The 18,088-nt window shown below is 47.5% G+C and carries 13 protein-coding genes and 1 other annotated feature (1 of these 14 cut by a window edge); of the genes, 2 read left to right on the forward strand and 11 right to left on the reverse strand.

Annotated elements, in window-relative coordinates; all coding sequences use genetic code 11:
- Positions 1-180: a binding site (T-box leader), on the reverse strand; it reaches 181 nt to the left of the window's first position.
- A 187-nt stretch (positions 181-367) separates the two neighbouring features.
- From ABXS70_RS12950 to ABXS70_RS12960, 3 genes are all read right to left on the reverse strand, one after another.
- Positions 368-667 (reverse strand): hypothetical protein, encoded by a 300-nt coding sequence (locus tag ABXS70_RS12950; RefSeq protein ID WP_342555852.1) that lies wholly within the window; start codon positions 665-667, stop codon positions 368-370.
- Positions 668-798: 131 nt separating this feature from the next.
- Positions 799-2,649: an ATP-binding cassette domain-containing protein gene (locus tag ABXS70_RS12955; RefSeq protein WP_366296210.1), complete on the reverse strand. Its 1,851-nt coding sequence runs from the start codon at positions 2,647-2,649 to the stop codon at positions 799-801.
- The gene (locus ABXS70_RS12960) at positions 2,646-3,434 is read right to left on the reverse strand and encodes an ATP-binding cassette domain-containing protein (protein WP_366296212.1); all 789 of its coding nucleotides are present in this window, start codon (positions 3,432-3,434) and stop codon (positions 2,646-2,648) included. The genes ABXS70_RS12955 and ABXS70_RS12960 overlap by 4 nt, the downstream gene beginning before the upstream one ends.
- A 183-nt stretch (positions 3,435-3,617) precedes the next feature.
- Here ABXS70_RS12960 and ABXS70_RS12965 point away from each other — a divergent pair, with 183 nt between their 5' ends.
- The gene (locus ABXS70_RS12965; RefSeq protein WP_342555849.1) at positions 3,618-4,208 is read left to right on the forward strand and encodes a biotin transporter BioY; all 591 of its coding nucleotides are present in this window, start codon (positions 3,618-3,620) and stop codon (positions 4,206-4,208) included.
- Between the two features lie 118 nt (positions 4,209-4,326).
- Here the strand turns inward: ABXS70_RS12965 and ABXS70_RS12970 are convergent, their stop codons facing one another.
- The 4 genes from ABXS70_RS12970 to ABXS70_RS12985 form a co-directional block, all read right to left on the reverse strand.
- Positions 4,327-6,261, reverse strand: coding sequence for a beta-glucoside-specific PTS transporter subunit IIABC (locus ABXS70_RS12970; protein WP_342555848.1), 1,935 nt, complete (start codon positions 6,259-6,261; stop codon positions 4,327-4,329).
- A gap of 266 nt (positions 6,262-6,527) precedes the next feature.
- Positions 6,528-7,358 carry a BglG family transcription antiterminator LicT gene (gene licT, locus ABXS70_RS12975; RefSeq protein WP_342555847.1) on the reverse strand — a complete coding sequence of 277 codons (831 nt, stop codon included), beginning with the start codon at positions 7,356-7,358 and terminating at the stop codon, positions 6,528-6,530.
- A gap of 294 nt (positions 7,359-7,652) precedes the next feature.
- Positions 7,653-9,095 (reverse strand): 6-phospho-beta-glucosidase, encoded by a 1,443-nt coding sequence (locus ABXS70_RS12980; RefSeq protein WP_342555846.1) that lies wholly within the window; start codon positions 9,093-9,095, stop codon positions 7,653-7,655.
- Positions 9,096-9,384: 289 nt separating this feature from the next.
- Positions 9,385-10,212: an amidohydrolase family protein gene (locus ABXS70_RS12985; protein WP_342555845.1), complete on the reverse strand. Its 828-nt coding sequence runs from the start codon at positions 10,210-10,212 to the stop codon at positions 9,385-9,387.
- A 176-nt stretch (positions 10,213-10,388) separates the two neighbouring features.
- On the opposite strand from ABXS70_RS12985, the gene ABXS70_RS12990 reads away from it, so the two are divergent.
- Complete coding sequence (locus ABXS70_RS12990; RefSeq protein WP_342555844.1) at positions 10,389-11,285, forward strand: manganese catalase family protein; 897 nt, start codon at positions 10,389-10,391, stop codon at positions 11,283-11,285.
- Positions 11,286-11,500: 215 nt separating this feature from the next.
- On the opposite strand, the gene ABXS70_RS12995 is transcribed toward ABXS70_RS12990, so the two are convergent.
- The 4 genes from ABXS70_RS12995 to ABXS70_RS13010 form a co-directional block, all read right to left on the reverse strand.
- On the reverse strand, positions 11,501-13,474 hold the full coding sequence (locus tag ABXS70_RS12995) for a sucrose-specific PTS transporter subunit IIBC (protein WP_342555843.1): 1,974 nt from the start codon (positions 13,472-13,474) through the stop codon (positions 11,501-11,503).
- Between the two features lie 26 nt (positions 13,475-13,500).
- The gene (locus tag ABXS70_RS13000) at positions 13,501-14,976 is read right to left on the reverse strand and encodes a sucrose-6-phosphate hydrolase (RefSeq protein WP_342555842.1); all 1,476 of its coding nucleotides are present in this window, start codon (positions 14,974-14,976) and stop codon (positions 13,501-13,503) included.
- 175 nt (positions 14,977-15,151) lie between these two features.
- Positions 15,152-16,135 carry a LacI family DNA-binding transcriptional regulator gene (locus ABXS70_RS13005; protein WP_342555841.1) on the reverse strand — a complete coding sequence of 328 codons (984 nt, stop codon included), beginning with the start codon at positions 16,133-16,135 and terminating at the stop codon, positions 15,152-15,154.
- A gap of 262 nt (positions 16,136-16,397) precedes the next feature.
- A complete protein-coding gene (locus ABXS70_RS13010) occupies positions 16,398-18,071 on the reverse strand; it encodes a ribonuclease J (RefSeq protein WP_342555840.1) in 1,674 nt (557 codons plus the stop codon).
- Positions 18,072-18,088: the final 17 nt, after the last annotated feature.

An 18,088-nucleotide genomic window follows, 5' to 3' on the forward strand; every position in this document is an offset into this window, starting at 1 on the left:
ATCCGTTTTATACTCCAGCTCTATAACAGGAGCTCCTGTCACAACATCCTCCAGCGTAGCCGGATTCCGATGTGCTGCTCAGAGTCTTTCTTCGATAAAAGTTTCTCTGCCCTTTTTCAGCTACCGGGGCTCTCTGATGAAAGAATGATTTTTATCTACTCGTCTCGTCAATGCATTTGATATTGCGACTATAATATCAAAATTTCGGTACGGAAGTAAACAACTTTTTTCAAAATTGCTGTGCCAGCGAACGCATTCATCCATTATTTGTCCATCCAATGATAACCAATACGCTTCAAAACTAAACAGCCCCTGTCCGAGAGGATCTCGTCAGAGGCTTTATTAAGGCGGAAGTAAAGAAACTTCATTACATTTTGCCAGGGTACTGGGGCTCGTGCACGTCATCGGGTATCGTTTCATCAAAGACATCCTGTCCAGGGTAGTCCCGAACCTCACCCTCATGCAGCTCATGATTTTCATAATCAAAACGGTGCGCAGTCCTCTGATCCACCCGCCACGGGGAGCTTTTCCCAAGTGACTCGGACAGCAAAGACGAACCGTAAGGGCCTTCCGGAAACTCTTCAAGCGTAATGTCATTTCGCTGCGACTCTACGGTGGACACGTCGGTATACTCCCGTCTGTCTTCCTGCAAAAACTTTTCCTCCATCACTCGTCCCTCCTGATCGTCATGAGATGATCAATGCATCATTAAGGTGAGCGTTTCAGGATGATTTTATGCATTTTCCTTGGAAAACACTGCGTTTCATCTGCCGATTCTTCCTTGAATCTGCACCTTTATCAGCGCGATCCCCACCAGCGCACCGATACAAGCAGAGCAAAAACAAATAGGCCCATGATGCCAATCCGGGTATCCCGCCTGCTCCATGCCAGAAGAGAGGAACGAACACCAAATGCGGCGTTCTCTCTTACTTTTCGCATCTCCATCGCAATCGTCATATCTTCCGCACGCTGGAACAGAGCCATGAGCAGCGGAATAACCATCGGTCCCAGATCGCGTATACGTACTGAATTAGGTTTCAAAGCCGCTTTTCCCCGAGCCCGGACGATCAGTGAGAATCGCTGCCATTCGCTCCAGAGCAGCGGGATAAACCGGAAAATGAGTGATACAGCAAGGGCAAACGAGGTGATCGGCAGCCTGATTTTCTGACCATAAGACAGCACCCAGTTCAGCCCTTCGACCATACGCCCGTATGGGGTCGTGAGCGAGAACCACAAACTTGCAAGAGTTACAATGAACAAGCGATAAAGGTTCAGTATAGTTCCCTCAGCCTGAGTCAGGGAAAATCCCAATTGGAAACCTGCTTCCCCCGTAGTTAAAGTACTGCCCGATAACAAGGTAGACAGAACAAAAAACAGGAGAAGTGGTTTCATCAGTTTGATACACCCCATCAGCTTCTGACGGGGAAGTACACCCAAAGCAATGGTCACCGGGATCAAAGTTAATGTTAAGCCGCCCCAATGCTGCTGCAGCATCGCCGCTGTAACGAGAAGCATATACAGAACCCATTTTAGACGAGGGTCCATTACACTTTCATTCGAACTTTTGTGTTTGCTGTCTTTACGTGCTTGCAGAGCAGGGTCTGATACTAATGGTAACGGGACATCTCCAAATGATGTTGTTGAAGCAGCGTTGGCGGGTCCTGATAATAATGACCTGTCTATTTCTGTAGTAATTGTATCTTTATCTTTATTTTTATTTTTTTCTGAATCATGATCTGCATCTGGCTTATTAACATCCTCCACTTCGGCGGGAACAAACGTCCGTTCCTCTCCGCAGCTTTGACTGCTTATAATAGCTTCTGCCATATCTTCCGGTGTCATTGCTGTAGAAATGAAGTTTATTCCCGCTCCCCGGAGCTGTTCGGCAAGCTGCATCGATGGAGGCAGACCAATCCCGGCCTGCATCAGCAGCTTCGGCTGGTTATGCAGCTGCTGCGGAGTAAGGTCGGCGGCGACACGACCCAGTCGTAACAGGAGTACCCGGTCTGCGTGCGGCAGAAATGTATCCAGATCATGCGCGGCAATAACCGCCCCGCCGCCCGCCTCACGATGGTCAAGCAGCGCATCCAGCAGCAGCCTGCCGCTCTGAGCCTCAAGACCTGCGCTGGGCTCATCCAGCAGCAGCCAGTTTGGCTGGGTGACAGTGCCAAGCGCAAGCCCCAGCCTGCGCTTTTCTCCGCCGCTGAGAGCAAAAGGTGAGCTGTCCAGTTGAAAACGCCGCTCTTTCCCCTCTCCCCGATCCGGGTCCCAATGTGCCAGGGTTTCTGCGATCTGCTGCTGCTGCTCAGCCTCATTCAAACGATAAGGACGAAGGGAATACAGCAGTTCCCTCCTGATATTACGTGCAAACAGCTGCTGCTCAGGAAACTGAAATACAAGTCCCGCCTGGAGCAGCATGGATTTAGGTACCCTGCCATTACGCCACATCGACTCGCCTGCAAGCCGGATATCACCGGAATCTGGCGGCCTGAGCCCGGCAATCGTCTGGAGCAGTGTCGTTTTGCCAGAACCGGTACAGCCCAGAAGCAGCGTAATCTCGCCGCGGTTCAGCGTTAGAGAAATGTCGTCAAGTAAAATCCGCTTGCTCTCATCTGAAGCCCGGATGCAGATGTTATTCAATTCAATCACCAGCGCGCAGCCTCCTTTGCAAGCTGTTCAGGCCGAAGCGGCATAACATGCTGCAGCTTCCCCCGCTGCTTCAGGATCCGGCTGGTCTGCACTGTAAAAGGAGGTTCCAGACCCAACTGCTCGCAAGAAGATTGAAGATGCTGTTCTTCTTCTGCATTTGAAGCTGCCTTTGTTCCAGCTGTCGACGGATAATAAAAAGACTGCGGTATTCCATCATATACACATCGTCCATGATTCATCGCCATAATACGATCACATAATGTGGCTTCCTCAAGATGATGGGTGATCCAGACCACTGCCGTACCCTTCCTTGTAACAGACTGAACAATATCTTCTATGCGCCCTCTCGCATCAGGGTCGAGCATCGCTGTAGGTTCGTCCATAATCAGAACATCCGGCTTCGCTGCAAGAGCTGTCGCAATGTTAAGCAGCTGCTTCTGTCCCCCGGATAACTGCGCAATCACAGTACCCGGAGAGTGATGAAGTCCCACAAGCTGCAGCGCCTCCTGAGTGCGCTTCTTTTTTTCAAGATTTGATATATGTAAATGCGACAGCGCAAAATGAAATTCTTCTTCAATGGTATCGCCCAGCACCTGAGCATCTGGCTGCTGCAGCACACCTCGAATGGTCAGATTCGCAGGGATATTCCGTTCTCCGCCGGATATAGGAATGAAGCCCAGCAGGACTCCGGCAAGAGTACTTTTACCGCTGCCGTTGGGACCTGCAACGCTTAACCACTCACCTGCCTGGAGTGTAAGTGACACGCCATTGACTGCTTTTTTCACTACGCTTCCTTCTCCAGCGTAGTGTACATGAATATCTGTTAAAGAAATGATAGGCAGCTTGTTTCGCATGATAAAAATAAGTCCTTTCACATTTTGCGATTATATGATAACATGCTAATCGTTAACCTAAATAATAAATATGGTTAACAATAATTCTACCAAAATCGAAAGGATTGTACAAACATGAAATTATCTCTACGCGGCATCGTGTTCAGTGCACTGATGGCTGCCATTCTCGTACTTTTTGGATACATAAGCATTCCTATTGGTTTCTCACCTGTGCCCATTACTTTGCAAACGTTAGCCGTGATGTTAGCTGGCGGATTGCTGGGTCCCCTCTACGGTTTCTTAAGTATTGCCCTTGTCGTTGTACTTACTGCGCTTGGTTTCCCACTGCTGCATGGTACTGGCGGCCTCGCCGTACTGCTTGGGCCTACCGGGGGGTACGTTATCATGTGGCCATTCGCCGCACTGCTCATGGGCCTGCTGCTCTCCAAAGTTAAAATTCGGGGCGTTAAAGGTTATGTTCTGGCTTTTATTGTTCTCGAAATATTCGGGTCTCTGTTAATCTATGTCACAGGGGTGCCCTGGCTCGCTTACCAATACAGCATGACTTTATCCAATGCGATGATTCAGGGATTCTATCCTTATATTATCGGAGATCTGATCAAAGCTGTGTTTGCCGCAATCATCATTGCCCCGGTCCGCGCAGTGTACCCGCCTCAGCGCCTGACGAGCAGTACGCATTCCAACGTAGTGAAGGCAGACATATAACAATGCATCTCAAAGAATCATCTAATGATGGTTCCTCTCAACAACAAACAACCGCCAAATCTTTCTTCGCGGTTGTTTGTTTTATTATGAAATGAATAATACCATGAATCCTATAACCTTAAGCTTTGCCTGCTTCAGTTCCTACAATTTTCAGCAGCATATCCTTACTGCTTACCTGACCTGCAGCTTGCGGAATGACATCCGTGTAGTCTGCTGAATTGGTTACGATAATTGGTGTTACCGTGTGATAACCCGCAGCTTTAATCTGCTCAATATCAAATTCCAGAAGCAGATCGCCTGCCTTCACTCTGTCCCCTTCCTCAATGTAAGAGATAAAATGCTGCCCATCCAGTTTGACTGTATCCACACCTACATGTACCAGAATCTCAGCACCTGAATCCGATACAACAGCAAGTGCATGCTTCTTTTTGAAGGCTACCGTTACTGTACCATCAAAAGGAGCCACTACCCGTCCTGTCGTTGGTTCAATCGCGATCCCTTTACCCATAGCACCGGAAGCAAATGCCGGATCGGGAACTTCAGCTAAATCGACAATTTTACCTTCGATCGGACTGTATACCTCTTGGCTGGCAGCAGCTGTAACATGAGCAGAAGGGTTAGATGAAGCATCTTTGCCTTTTGCATTAGCATTAGCAGCAGCTCCAGCAGACTGTTCTGCTTCCGTCTTGATCTGTTCATCTTCAACAGGATCTTTAAAGCCCATAATGTACGTTAATACTGCGGAAACAACAAACGATGCGGCAATACCCATGATCAATCCCGGGAAACCTTGACCACCTGGTCCATAGAAAATCGGCAGTGTCAGCAGGCCTGGTGCACCCGAAGCGAACGCCTGAGTTCCCGCTTGACCAATGATCGCTCCGCCAACTGCGCCGCCGATAACACCGGCGATAAATGGACGTTTGAGCGGGAGTGTTACGCCGTAAATGGCGGGTTCAGTAATCCCGAACAGCGCTGTAAGTGTAGATGATCCAGCAAGTGTTTTTAATTTTCTGTTTTTGGTTTTGAGCATGACACCGAATGCCGCACCCGTTTGAGCAAATACAGAAGCCGTTGCTGCCGGTTTCACACCGTCTTTGCCGTATACAGCAATGTTATTGATGAATACAGGCACCAAGCCCCAGTGTACACCGAATATAACGAGCAGCTGCCAGCTTGCGCCCATGACCGCTCCGGCAAGCAGCGGGCTGAATCCAAAGGCAGCAACCATCGCCGACGCAATACCATTACCAACGTATACACCGAATGGTCCAAAGACAAGCAGCGTAAGCGGAACCATAATAACAAGCAGAAATAGAGGTGTGACAAAGTTTTTGATACTTTCGTGAAGAAGCTTGTTGAACAATTTCTCCAGTTTGCTCATCACAATGACGGCTAGAATAATCGGAATTACAGTAGAGGAATAGTTCATCAGAACAACGGGAATACCGAAGAAATCTGCTTGAACGCCATCTGTTTTCAACTGAATAATGGTTGGATAGATTAGCGCTCCAGCAACCGTTAATGCAACAAACATATTTGCTTGGAATTTACGTGCTGTTGTAACCGCTAACAGCAGTGGCAGGAAATAGAACAGACTGTCGGCAGCTGCATACAGAATGATATATGTGGATTCTGTCTTTTCCAGCCAGCCCACATTGTTTGCAATGAGCAGCAAACCTTTTAAAATACCAGCCCCCGCCATAACGCCCAGTAGTGGTGCGAAAATACTGGAGATGACGTCAATGATACCGCCCAACCCTTTTATTTTTTTGCCGCTTTTTTCTTTGCTGGATGAATCGTCCAGAATACTGCTGATCTGACCGATGGCTTGATAGACCTCGGGAACCTTATTGCCCACAACAACCTGGAATTGGCCGCCGTTTTCCTTAACGGCAATAACACCTTCTGTTTTCTCCAGGGCCGTTTTGTCAGCCTTGGAATCATCCTTCAATACAAATCGTAACCGTGTTGCACAGTGAACCAGGGATTCTACGTTTTTCTCACCGCCGACCCGTTCTACGATCTCTCTGGCCAGTTTCTCTTGACTCATGATATGCCCTCCTACGTTTTGTCAATAAAATTGAATTAATAATCGTGTACACGGACACTCCGATGATAATTCAATTTATATAACAGGCTCTCTACCGATTTTTTTGCACACAAAAAACCTAAGCCTTGCGTAAGTGGACATAAATTCCGAAATACACATGACTTAGGTTTTGCCTGCATAACCAGTAACAATCCCAGTTAAATCGTATTTAATTCCTGTTACAAACATAATATTATAATATAACCATTTATGTCAATAATTAAATTTTAGCGATTAACGACACGTTCAATGTGAACGGTAAGATATAACTTTTCCTCATTGGTCAGCTCATGATCGTATTCCTTCTTCACAAACAAGGCGATCTTCTCAACGCACGCTGCCGCTTCGGGATGCTTCTCCTTAATCATGTCGTAGAAATGATCATAATTGTTATCATAGTGCGTCCCGCTCAGCACGCGCTGCGAGAAGAATTTCAGATGTGTAATGAAGCGGAAGTAACTGAGTGACTCCTCGTCAAACTCCATTTTAAAATGGTACTTGGCGATATTAATAATCTGCTGGATAAACTTCGTAATATTCATCGTTGTAATGACTTCTTCGTTCATTTCGGCATTCACAATATGCAGCGCAATAAACGCGGCTTCATCCGGTGGAAGCTCAATATTCATTCGGCTGTTAATCTGCTCCAGCGTGCGCAGTCCCAGCCCGAATTCAACTTTGTATAACTGCTTGATCTCCCACATTAAGGCGTTTTTGATCTCAATCCCCTCATGATAACGCTCGATGGCAAAATGAATATGATCTGTAAGCGAAACATAAATGTTCTCGTTCAGTTTACGTCCCAGATTGTCACGTGCATGAGCAATCATCTCCTCCACAATTTCAACAAGTTCCATCGGAACTTCACGCAGCAGTGTTTTGAAATTATCGGATGTCTGTTTGTTTTTCAAGGCAAATACTTTCTGGATGCGGGTCTCGTCTACTTTATCTCCCGGCTTTTTCTTAAAGGCAATCCCACGTCCCATCACCACAAGCTCTTCTCCGTCGGCCTGATAGATGCTGATCACGTTATTGTTGATAACCTTTGCTATTTTCACTTCAATCCCCCCGTCACGTTCCACTCTCTAGTCGCAGTGATATATCCAATTATGGGCATACAAAAAAAAACCTGGAGCATCACAAAATAAACGAGACGTGGCAGTCTGCTTTTTTGGTGCTCAGGTTTTGCCTACGTGTGATGTAGTAACAATCCCAGAAATGATATATTTGCGTCAAGTATAGCGTGAACTGCGTTATATGTCAACGCTTTCAAGGCGAAGACATTCGGAAGTTACATGAATTCATGCAGCTTCCGATGTTTGGAGGTGATTCGTTTTCAGCTTATCACGAAACTACTTGTCTCCCAGATCCGTTCCGCCGGATGCAATAACATTTTTATACCATTCGAAGCTTTTCTTTTTGATACGAGTCAATTCGCCTCTGCCTTCATTGTCCCGATCCACATAGATGTAACCGTAACGTTTTCTCATTTCGCCCGAGGATGCACTAACGATGTCGATCGGCCCCCAGCTGGTATAACCGATGATATTGCAGCCATCCTGGATGGCTTCACCCATCTCCGCCACATGGCGTTTCAAATAATCGATTCGGTACGAATCATCGATTTCACCCTCAGCGTTAACCTCATCGTGCGCACCAAAGCCGTTTTCCACCACAAACAGCGGTTTCTGATACCGGTCATGCAGCTGGTTGGCGGTAATGCGGAAACCTTTGGGATCAACGGTCCATCCCCATTCCGACTTCGCCAGATATGGATTGGCAATGGAGCCAAACACGTTACCACTCGTCATATTTTTGTTCACTTCAGGGTCTGTACTGGTTGTCCGACTGGAATAGTAGCTGAAGCCAATATAATCCACCGTGTGGTTACGCAAAATGTCTGCATCCTGCGGCTCCATTACAATGTTCAGGTTGTGATCCCTGAAGAAACGTTTGGCGTAACCCGGGTATTCCCCGCGTGACTGTACATCGATAAAGAAGTAGGATTCTCTGTCCTTCTCCATTCCCTGAAACACATCTTCCGGATTGCATGTGTACGGGTAGAAACTGCCCGCTGCCAGCATACAGCCAATCATGGCGTCAGGGATGATCTCATGGCAGGCTTTAACGGCAAGCGCACTTGCAACGAGTTGGTGATGTGCCGCTTGATATTGAATTTCTTTGACGTTGTCACCTTCGTTAAACGCCAGTCCTGCTCCGAGGAAAGGAAGATGAAGCAGCATGTTGATCTCGTTGAACGTCATCCAGTATTTCACTTTATCTTTGTAACGAGTAAATACCGTTTTGGCATAAGTCTCAAACAAATCAACAAGTTTGCGGCTTCTCCAGCTGCCATATTTCTCAATCAGATGTACAGGCACATCGAAGTGAGCCAGCGTAACCACCGGCTGGATGCCATGTTTCAAGAGTTCATCAAACAGATCATCATAAAACTGCAGCCCAGCTTCATTCGGCTCCGCGTCCTCTCCTGTTGGGAAGATGCGTGCCCAGGCAATCGAAACTCGCAGCGCTTTGAAACCCATTTCCGCAAAAAGGGCAATATCCTGCGGGTATCTATGATAGAAATCAATGGCTTCATGGGAAGGGTAAAACTCACTCGCGAGTGGTGTATATGCCGGGACATTTCCTTTCATAATGCTTCTCCGATTTTCTCCGGTTGGAAGTAAATCCACAATACTTAATCCTTTGCCATCTTCCAGATAAGCTCCCTCTGCCTGATTGGCAGCAATCGCTCCACCCCATAGAAAGTTTTCAGGAAATTTAAATGCTGTCATTCGTATTCTCCTTTCAAATATGCAGTTCAATGATCCGCCCCGTTTCTGCTTCCAGGCTTGCCGCGAGGCAAATAGAAAAAACCCGAACCAGCCTGTATACACAATAACGTGTATCCCAAGCCAGCTCAGGTTATGCCCTTATTCGGTAACATTCCCAGAAAACATTATGCGGATTAGATAAAAGATTACCAAGAAACAGGAAATATGTCAACGAGCGCGAGTCGTTGATATGCACCTCATGCAGATTTACAGGCCTTTGTTGTCCAGCGAAGCGCTAATTTACCAATGATCACAAGTTGTAAAATGCGGCACAGTTATCGCCAAAAATCAGCTGCTGTTCTGCTTCTGGTAAGCGCTTTACATGCGTTTGCAGCAAATTAATCACCTCGGCATATGTACCCGCTACGGTGCATACAGGCCAGTCCGAACCATACATCACCCGCTCTGATCCAAACGCTTGAAGCACCGTATCCAGATAAAAGGTGAAATCTTCCTGTTTCCAATGGTTCCAGTCTGCTTCGGTGACCATCCCAGACAATTTGCAATAAACATTGGGATATGCCGCAATCGCTTCCATTGTTTCCTTCCAGGGAGAACCGACTCCTGCCTTAATATCCGGTTTGGCCAGATGGTCAATGACAAAACGCTGCTTAGGAAACTTCTGAACCAACTCCACGGCATGAGGCAGCTGCTCCTTGGATACAAGCAAATCATAGGCCAGATTATACTGCTCCAGCAAAGCAATACCTCGTTGGAAGTCCTCCCGCAGCACAAACTTTACATCCGGTTCATCCTGTATGACATGACGGACACCTTTCAGCCATGGGTTAGCGGCATATCCCGCCAGTTGTGAGGCAGCTTCCTCAGAGCACAGATCTACCCAGCCAACAACGCCTTTGATGAATTCGTGCTTGTCCGCAAGTTCGAGCAGCCACTCGGTTTCTTCAAGGCTTTGCCGGGCCTGTACAGCTACACAGCCTGATATGCCGGAATCCGTGAGGATTGGCTGCAGGTCTTCCGGTAGAAAGGAACGCCGAATCACGCTCATCTCTTCACCGATCCATCCGTAATCACGGGTGTTATAATTCCAGAAATGTTGATGTGCATCGAGTTTCATAATAAGTGTCCCCCTGTGTTGTCCATGTTAAATCAATGTACTACGATTCATTTAAATATAAATCAAATCGATCAGATAAGCACTAGGCACTGACCACCAGTTTCACGCAAATGATTGAATAACGTACAAGTCAGCGTTCATACCTTTATTGTAATGAGAATCGAGGAGGAATTGACATGTTTAAACGTGTAGATCGTCTTGCCATTGAACTGCCCATGTCCAAAAATCCGGACCCCAATGGAGCCAGTGCGGTGCAGGAGCTGCTGGGCGGAAAATATGGCGAGATGTCCACGCTGAACAATTACATGTATCAGTCATTTAACTTTAGAGGCAAATCCAAGTTGCGTCCCTTCTATGATATTGTCGCCAGTATTACGGCTGAAGAATTTGGCCATGTGGAACTCGTCGCCAATACGATTAACCTGATGCTTGAAGGCACGACATCCCCGGGCGCACCTGACTCCACACCGCTTCGTGCAGGCAAGGATGCACGCATGACTTCACATTTTATTGAATCCGCGCAAACGGCACTGCCTTATGACTCCATGGGCAGGCCTTGGAACGGCTCGTATGTCTTCAGCAGCGGTAATCTGATATTGGATTTGCTGCATAACTTTTTTCTCGAATGCGGAGCAAGAACCCACAAGATGCGGGTTTACGAGATGACCGACAACAATACAGCTCGTGAGATGACAGGTTATCTGCTTGTACGGGGTGGTGTGCATATTCTCGCTTATGCCAAAGCGTTGGAGATTGCAACAGGCGTGGATGTGACCAAGCTGATTCCGATCCCTTCTCTGGATAACAAAGCGTTTGAAACCACACGCAAATGGGAAGCCATGGGTGAGCAGCGCCGCTTGTACACGTTCAGTGACAAGGATTATCAGCAGATTGCCCAGATCTGGAAAGGCGTACACCCGGACGGCGGCAAACTGGAAGCCTTTGCGGGTTTGCCGGGATACGGAGGGCCGATCCCCGAACTTCCCGACCTGCCGGAGGAATTCGCTCCAGGAATATCCCCGGAAGACTTTTTACAGATTGCTGAACGGCTGAAACGCAATGCCGGATTATAACAGAAGAAAATGATGACAAAAAAATCATGACAAAGAAAAAGGAAAGCGGATGGGCAGTATTCCCGTCCGTTTTCCTATATTTTTTGATGATGTTTTATTTATATTGGTTTTATTTCGATGCATTCCTGTGTTCTTATTGTTTGATTGAATTTCTCGTGATGATCGTGATGATCTGAATCGCTCCGATATTGCTGGCGTATGCTCTTATGCATGGGTTACTGAGGCTGCGTAAACTCTATTCTCAGCACCTTTTCCGCATTCGCCTGCACATGTCCGCGTTCTATCGTTTTTACAGAAGCAATTGTTTCGTTACCGCTTGGGATCAGTACAGGTGTAATTACCGGTAAACCAGCGGCCTCAATTGTATTCCTATCAAATTCAATGAGCAGCTGTCCGGCACGCACGGTATCTCCGCTTTTGACATGAGTGACAAAACCACTGCCTTTCAAGCCGACCGTATTAATACCGATATGAACGAGCAGTTGAAGCCCTGTTTCATGCTCCAAAATGACAGCATGTTTACTCTTATCCATCACATGAGCAGCGACACCGTCAAATGGAGCATACACTTTACCCTCGGAAGGCTCAATCGCGATGCCCTCACCCATATGTTTTCCCGAAAACGCCGGGTCAGGCACCTGGTCCAGTTCAACAACTGTACCCTGGATCGGAGATGCGATCTCAAGCAGCTTCACTTGTGGACGAGCCGCTGCGCTGCCCGATGCCGAAACCGAAACGGCTGTTTTCGAACCGGATGTCGTATTCGCTGTATCCACAGACGAATCGCTGCCGGATACGACTTCAAAAGGCTGATCTTTATAACCAAAGAACCAGGTCAGCGCAAAGGCAATGGCCATGGCCGTTACGTTGGACAGGATATACAATGGCAGCTGACTATTCAGATACAGAAGCGTTCCCGGGATAACCGTAACTGCCATTCCAGTACCCTGCAGGTGGAAGAGCGATGCGATGAAACCTCCAACTGCACCCCCGATCAGCCCCATAACAAACGGCTTCATGTAACGCAGGTTCACACCAAAGATCGCTGGTTCAGTAATACCCAGGAATGCGGACAGAGATGAAGGAAGCGCGAGTGCTTTGAGCTTCATATTTTTGGTTTTCAATCCAACGGCAAGACAGGCCGCACCCTGTGCAGCCATTGCACATGTAATGATAGCGTTAAACGGATTAAATCCGGTTTTCTCCAGCAGTTGAATCTCCAGAAAGTTGAAGATGTGATGCACACCCGTAACCACAATAATCTGATGAAAGAACCCGATAATCATACCTGCGATACCAAAAGGCAGATCCAGCACAGCTGTAGTTCCGTGCAGTACCCACTCTTCAAGCGAGTGAAATACCGGACCGATGGCGAATAGTCCAAGCGTGATCATAACCGTTAGCGTAATAAATGGAGTGAGAATCAAATCCAGCGCTTCTGGCACACGTCTGCGCAGCACTTTTTCAAATTTGGCACCGATTAAACCTACAAAAAACGCGGGTAACACCGAGCCCTGATAACCCACAACCGGAATAAAACCAAACATATGCAGAGGCTGCGCCGATCCATCCGCTACAGCGTAAGCATTCGGCAGTGCTGGATTCACCAGCATCAGCCCGAGCACAATCCCGAGAACCGGACTGCCGCCAAATACGCGGAATGCCGACCAGGCTACAAGAGCAGGCAGGAATGCAAAAGCCGTATCCGTTAGAATTTGTGTGAACAGCAAGAAGTTTGGCGATATGTCGTCAGGCGCCGCACCGAACCATGCCAGAATTTCATTTTGTGTAAGCAGTCCGCGCAGCCCCATGAACAGCCCTGTTGCCACAAGCACAGGAATAATGGGAACAAAGACGTCACCAAACGTGCGAACAGCCCGCTGGAATGCATTGCCTTCCTTTTTTCCCTGATTTTTCACATCTTCCTTCGATGATCCTTCAATGCCAAGCTTCTCGACCTCTTCAAAAATTCGATTAACCGTACCTGTGCCGAAAATGATCTGATACTGACCTGAGTTAAAAAAGGCACCTTTGACTTTGTCGATACTCTCGACCTGCTTCTGATCAATCTGCTCCTTATCCTTGACCATAATGCGAAGTCGTGTTGCACAGTGTGCAAAAGAGGTGATATTGTCTTTTCCCCCAATGGCCCGAATAACCTCTTGAGCGATACGCTGATTGTCGGACATGCTGTCTCATTCCTCTCTCATTCAATCTAATAGTTCCACAGCACTGCTTGGAAATCTGCCCTGCCTCCATGTGCAAAAAAACGGATATCTATACTGTCACGGCTTGGGAATATACGGCTGGTGAACACTTCCAGCCCCTCATTGACAAAAATCTCAACAGACGACGAATCCACAAACATCCGTAATTGGATTACATCCGTATCCAGACTGCACTGACGGATTGTGCCATTGATTTCTGGTAATGCCGCACCCGATTGGCTGCGATCCAGTATCAGTTTGCGCTGCAGCCGATCATACTGAATGACCGTTTTCTCTGTATCATTCGCACGGAATTCAATGCCTGCAAAGTGTGCATCATCCAGGCTGATTTCACATTCCAATTCGTAAGCAGTGCCTTGGAAACCGGCAAAAGATCGGCATTCGCTGCTCAGCGTACCCTGAGCCCGGAGTCCTTTTTCTACCCGGCGCAGCTGTGCCATTTCCGAAACTGGCTGCTGTATAACTCTGCTGCCTTGAATCGATAATTGCCTTGGAATCGTTAAACAATGAGCCCAGCCGCTGTCATCTGTGGGATACGCCAAGTCAGGAAGTCCCATCCACGCAACCAGTATTCTTCTTCCGTCCGGTGAATCCATCGTCTGCGGCGCATAGAAATCAAAGCCCCGATCCAGTTCATGAAAGCCGCCATGGTCGAACTGCCTCGTTTCCAGATCCAGAAGCTTACCCAAGAGATAACCACATTGAAAGATGTTTTGATACCGATCTTCCTCAGCCTGAATTCCTTGCGGTGAGAACATCAGCACACCCTGACCATCCAGTTCGAAATAGTCCGGGCATTCCCACATATAACCAAACGTGGGCAAGCCAGTCCCGATCTCACCTAGAAACTGCCAGTGCAGGAGGTCGCTCGACTGGTACAGCACTGCACATCCGGTCTCATCCGTGCGTTGGGCTCCAATGACACAATAATACAGTTCCTGATGCTTCCACACCTTGGGGTCCCGAAAATGCTCGGTATATCCTGGGGGTACATCCGAAATAACAGGATGTTCGTACTTCGTTACTTTATGATGCTTATCCATAACCGCCAGGCACTGATAAGGATGTCTGATCCAGTTCTCGTCCCGCGTATTTCCCGTGTAGATCAGGTATAACTGCCCTTCCTTCTCCAGCGCACTTCCTGAATAAGCTCCATGCGAGTCATACGGGCTTCCGGGTTCAATCGCTATGCCAACATTCTCCCAATCCACGAGATTGTCCGAGCGAGTGTGGTACCAGTACTTCATACCATGCTCTGTCCCCAGAGGAAACCATTGATAAAACAGATGATAATAGCCTTGATAAAAGGAAAAACCGTTCGGATCATTAAGCAGTCCGGTTACGGGTTGAATATGATAAGTTTGTCTCCATGGACACACCGTAATTTTTGCTTCCAGCTTGGCCATCTCGCCAGGTTCAGCCTGCTGAATCCGCCGATAGAGCTGTTCTCTTGTCATTTTCATAGCTGTCTCCATCTCCATTCTGCTGCAGCAATCAGAAACTCCCTCTAAGAGGAACCGGTTCCATTCCAAGCAAAAAAATAATTCCATACAGCCATACGCTGCCTGACTGCCTTCCCATTTCCAAAAAAGACCTCGGAATGGAACCGGTTCGATGGAATTATCATAAAGGAACAGTTTATATTTTGTCAACGCTTTCTCGGGGAATTAATTCGACATCAAGGATCGTCTGCTGCTTCACTTTTTGTCCTTCGACCAGTCGGCTAATGTGATTTGCCGCAAGCCTTCCTGCCTGCAGATAATGATATTTCACTGTCGTCAGCGTGGGGTGAATCATCTCTGTAATATCGTAACCGCCGAATCCCGATACCGATAAATCCTGTGGAATCTGAATCTTTTGAGAAAAAGCCGTTTTCATCACTCCCATCGCAATATTATCTGTTGCTGCTACAATAAGCGATGGGCTGTGTTCTTCCAGAATTGCTTTGGCGGTAACCACTGCCTCAGACATCTTGAAGCTGGTCTCATAATACTTGACATGACAATCGCTGCATTCGGCAGCCGCGCGTCTAAATCCTTGTTTGCGCTGTATCCCTACAGCCCGGTCCTTCTCGTTAACTCCCAAGTAAACGATGTTTCGATGTCCCTGTTCCACAACGTATTTACCCATGATATATCCAGCCTGATCGTCGTTGTGAATCAGACTGTGAAGCTGCTCATGCTGCTGTCCCACCAGCAGCACAGGAATCCGAATTTCTTCAATGGCTTTCAGATGGGCATCCGTAACCTCAGCAGCCAGCAGAATGATCCCCGACACCTTTTGTCTCGCGAAGTCGTATATCGCATCGATCTCGCGCTGCAGATCCTGACTCGTATTGGCAATCAGCATCTGATAGTGAAGCCCTCTTAACTCTTCGTCGATACCGATTAGCGTCTGTGATGACGCATAGGAATCCAGCCGTGGAACAACCGTGCCGATAATACTCGTTTTTTTCGCTTTCAAACTCTGTGCAAAGGTATTCGGAACATAATTATATTGTTTAATAATACGCTCAATTTTCTGACGCGTATCCTCACTGACCGAACCGCCGTTCAGGTAACGGGACACGGTGCTCTTCGCTACACCTGCCATTTGAGCAATATCTGCAATGGTTTTATTCATAAAGAAACTCCTTCTGGTCTGTATGTAACGGATTAGTCCAACATATCTGTAAAATTGTCATTATATTATTATAACGCGATTTGCTGGGCTCAGCGAATACAAACCAGAATGACATATCAAAAAGCCCGATGCACGCAGCGACTCACACCGAAGTGTGTGTCCTATCAGCACCGAGCCGGTTTGATTATTTCAGGAAAGGATATGTCCATTAAGGACTCAGACATAGTTGGTCATGAGCGCATTATGCTTTCATACCATGTGTTTACACCTCAATTATGATTGGCAAAATCATCGGTCTGCGCTTGGTCTGGGCATAGATATAGTGACCGATCTCGTCTTTCAGCTTACGTTTGATTACATTCCACTGATTCACACCGGCCCCTGTCAGTTCATCCATCCGGCTGACAACCCGTTCATGAAGTTCCTTCATAAATTGTTCTGAATCCTTCACAAAGACAAAACCTCTCGAAATAATTTCCGGGGAAGCCGCCAATTGTTTCTCGGTTTTACTTAGTGTTGTCACAATGACCAGCATACCATCAGAAGACAGCTGCCTGCGATCACGCAGTACAATGTTACCCACATCTCCGACAATCAATCCATCCACAAGGCTGTTGCCCGAAGCAATTTTAGGCCCTAATGATGCAGCTCCGTCCTTATATTCCACCATATCGCCGTTATTTACGATGAACACATGACTCTGTTCAATGCCAACCGATTCGGCAAGCAGCCTGTGCTGATACAGCATACGAAATTCCCCGTGAATCGGGATCAAGTAATCGGGTTTCATCAGCGTGAGCATCAGTTTCAGTTCTTCCTGACTGCCGTGCCCGGATACATGCATACCCGCTGCCCCGCTGGAACCGTAAATCACACGCGCACCCAGAACATACAGATTATCAATCACATGGGCCAGATTTCTTTCGTTCCCAGGTATCGCACCGGCTGCGATGATCACGGTATCACCGGATTCTATGCTGACTTGAGGATGTTTACCCGAAGCAAGGCGGGATAACGCGGCCATCGCTTCCCCTTGGCTTCCTGTACATAACACCACGATCTGCTCGCGCGGGAACTGTCCTGAATCCGCTGCCTCGATCAGCAGCCCGTCTGGGATATCAAGATATCCAAGTTCGCTTGCAACGTTCACCACGTTGATCATGCTTCGGCCAAGCAGGGCCAGTTTACGTCCGGTCTGAAACGCAGCATTCACAATCTGCTGTACTCTGCTGATATTGGATGCAAAGGTCGAGATGAACACTTTTTGTTTAGCCCGAATAAAAGCATCAAGAATGTGATCCCCAACCACACGTTCCGAAGGAGTGAATCCGGGTCTTTCGGCATTGGTACTCTCGGAGAGAAGTACGTGAACCCCCTGCTTGCCGATCTCTGCCATACGATGTAAGTCAGGGAACGGACCATTCACAGGAGACATGTCAAATTTGAAATCTCCCGTATGTACAACATTGCCGGCTGGTGTTTGAAAAAAAATCCCCAGACAGTCTGGAATACTGTGACTCGTTGCAAAAAAAGAGACTTCAATACTTCCCAGCGTGATTCGGGAATTTGCATCAATCGTGTGGAGATCGGATTGGCGCAGCAGTTGGTGCTCTCTCAGTTTCAATTCAATCAGTCCGCGTGTCAGACGGGAAGCGTAGACAGGAATGTTCATCTGTTTAAGAAGATAAGGTATGCCGCCAATATGATCTTCATGTCCGTGCGTGACAACCAAAGCTTTAACAAGATCGAGATTGTCGAGCAGATACGTTACATCCGGAACAATAAGATCGATACCCGGCATAGTCTCATCCGGGAACTTGGAACCACAATCAATGACAACGATATCCTGATCATATTGAATAAAATACATGTTCTTCCCGATTTCGTTCACGCCGCCAAGTGCAGCAATGTACAGTTTGTTATGGGCCAGCTTCAAAATGCATCCATCCTCCT

Origin of the sequence: Paenibacillus sp. AN1007 (assembly GCF_040702995.1) — a bacterium.
Taxonomy (GTDB): Bacteria; Bacillota; Bacilli; order Paenibacillales; family Paenibacillaceae; genus Paenibacillus.

Bases quoted from the DNA above. Each gene is read 5' to 3' on its own strand.
- ABXS70_RS12965 (WP_342555849.1), top strand. From the start codon at position 3,618: ATGAAATTATCTCTACGCGGCATCGTGTTCAGTGCACTGATGGCTGCC.
- ABXS70_RS12990 (WP_342555844.1), top strand. From the start codon at position 10,389: ATGTTTAAACGTGTAGATCGTCTTGCCATTGAACTGCCCATGTCCAAA.
- ABXS70_RS12980 (WP_342555846.1), bottom strand. From the start codon at position 9,095: ATGACAGCATTTAAATTTCCTGAAAACTTTCTATGGGGTGGAGCGATT.
- ABXS70_RS12950 (WP_342555852.1), bottom strand. From the start codon at position 667: ATGGAGGAAAAGTTTTTGCAGGAAGACAGACGGGAGTATACCGACGTG.
- ABXS70_RS13000 (WP_342555842.1), bottom strand. From the start codon at position 14,976: ATGAAAATGACAAGAGAACAGCTCTATCGGCGGATTCAGCAGGCTGAA.
- ABXS70_RS13005 (WP_342555841.1), bottom strand. From the start codon at position 16,135: ATGAATAAAACCATTGCAGATATTGCTCAAATGGCAGGTGTAGCGAAG.
- ABXS70_RS12970 (WP_342555848.1), bottom strand. From the start codon at position 6,261: ATGAGTCAAGAGAAACTGGCCAGAGAGATCGTAGAACGGGTCGGCGGT.
- ABXS70_RS12995 (WP_342555843.1), bottom strand. From the start codon at position 13,474: ATGTCCGACAATCAGCGTATCGCTCAAGAGGTTATTCGGGCCATTGGG.
- ABXS70_RS12985 (WP_342555845.1), bottom strand. From the start codon at position 10,212: ATGAAACTCGATGCACATCAACATTTCTGGAATTATAACACCCGTGAT.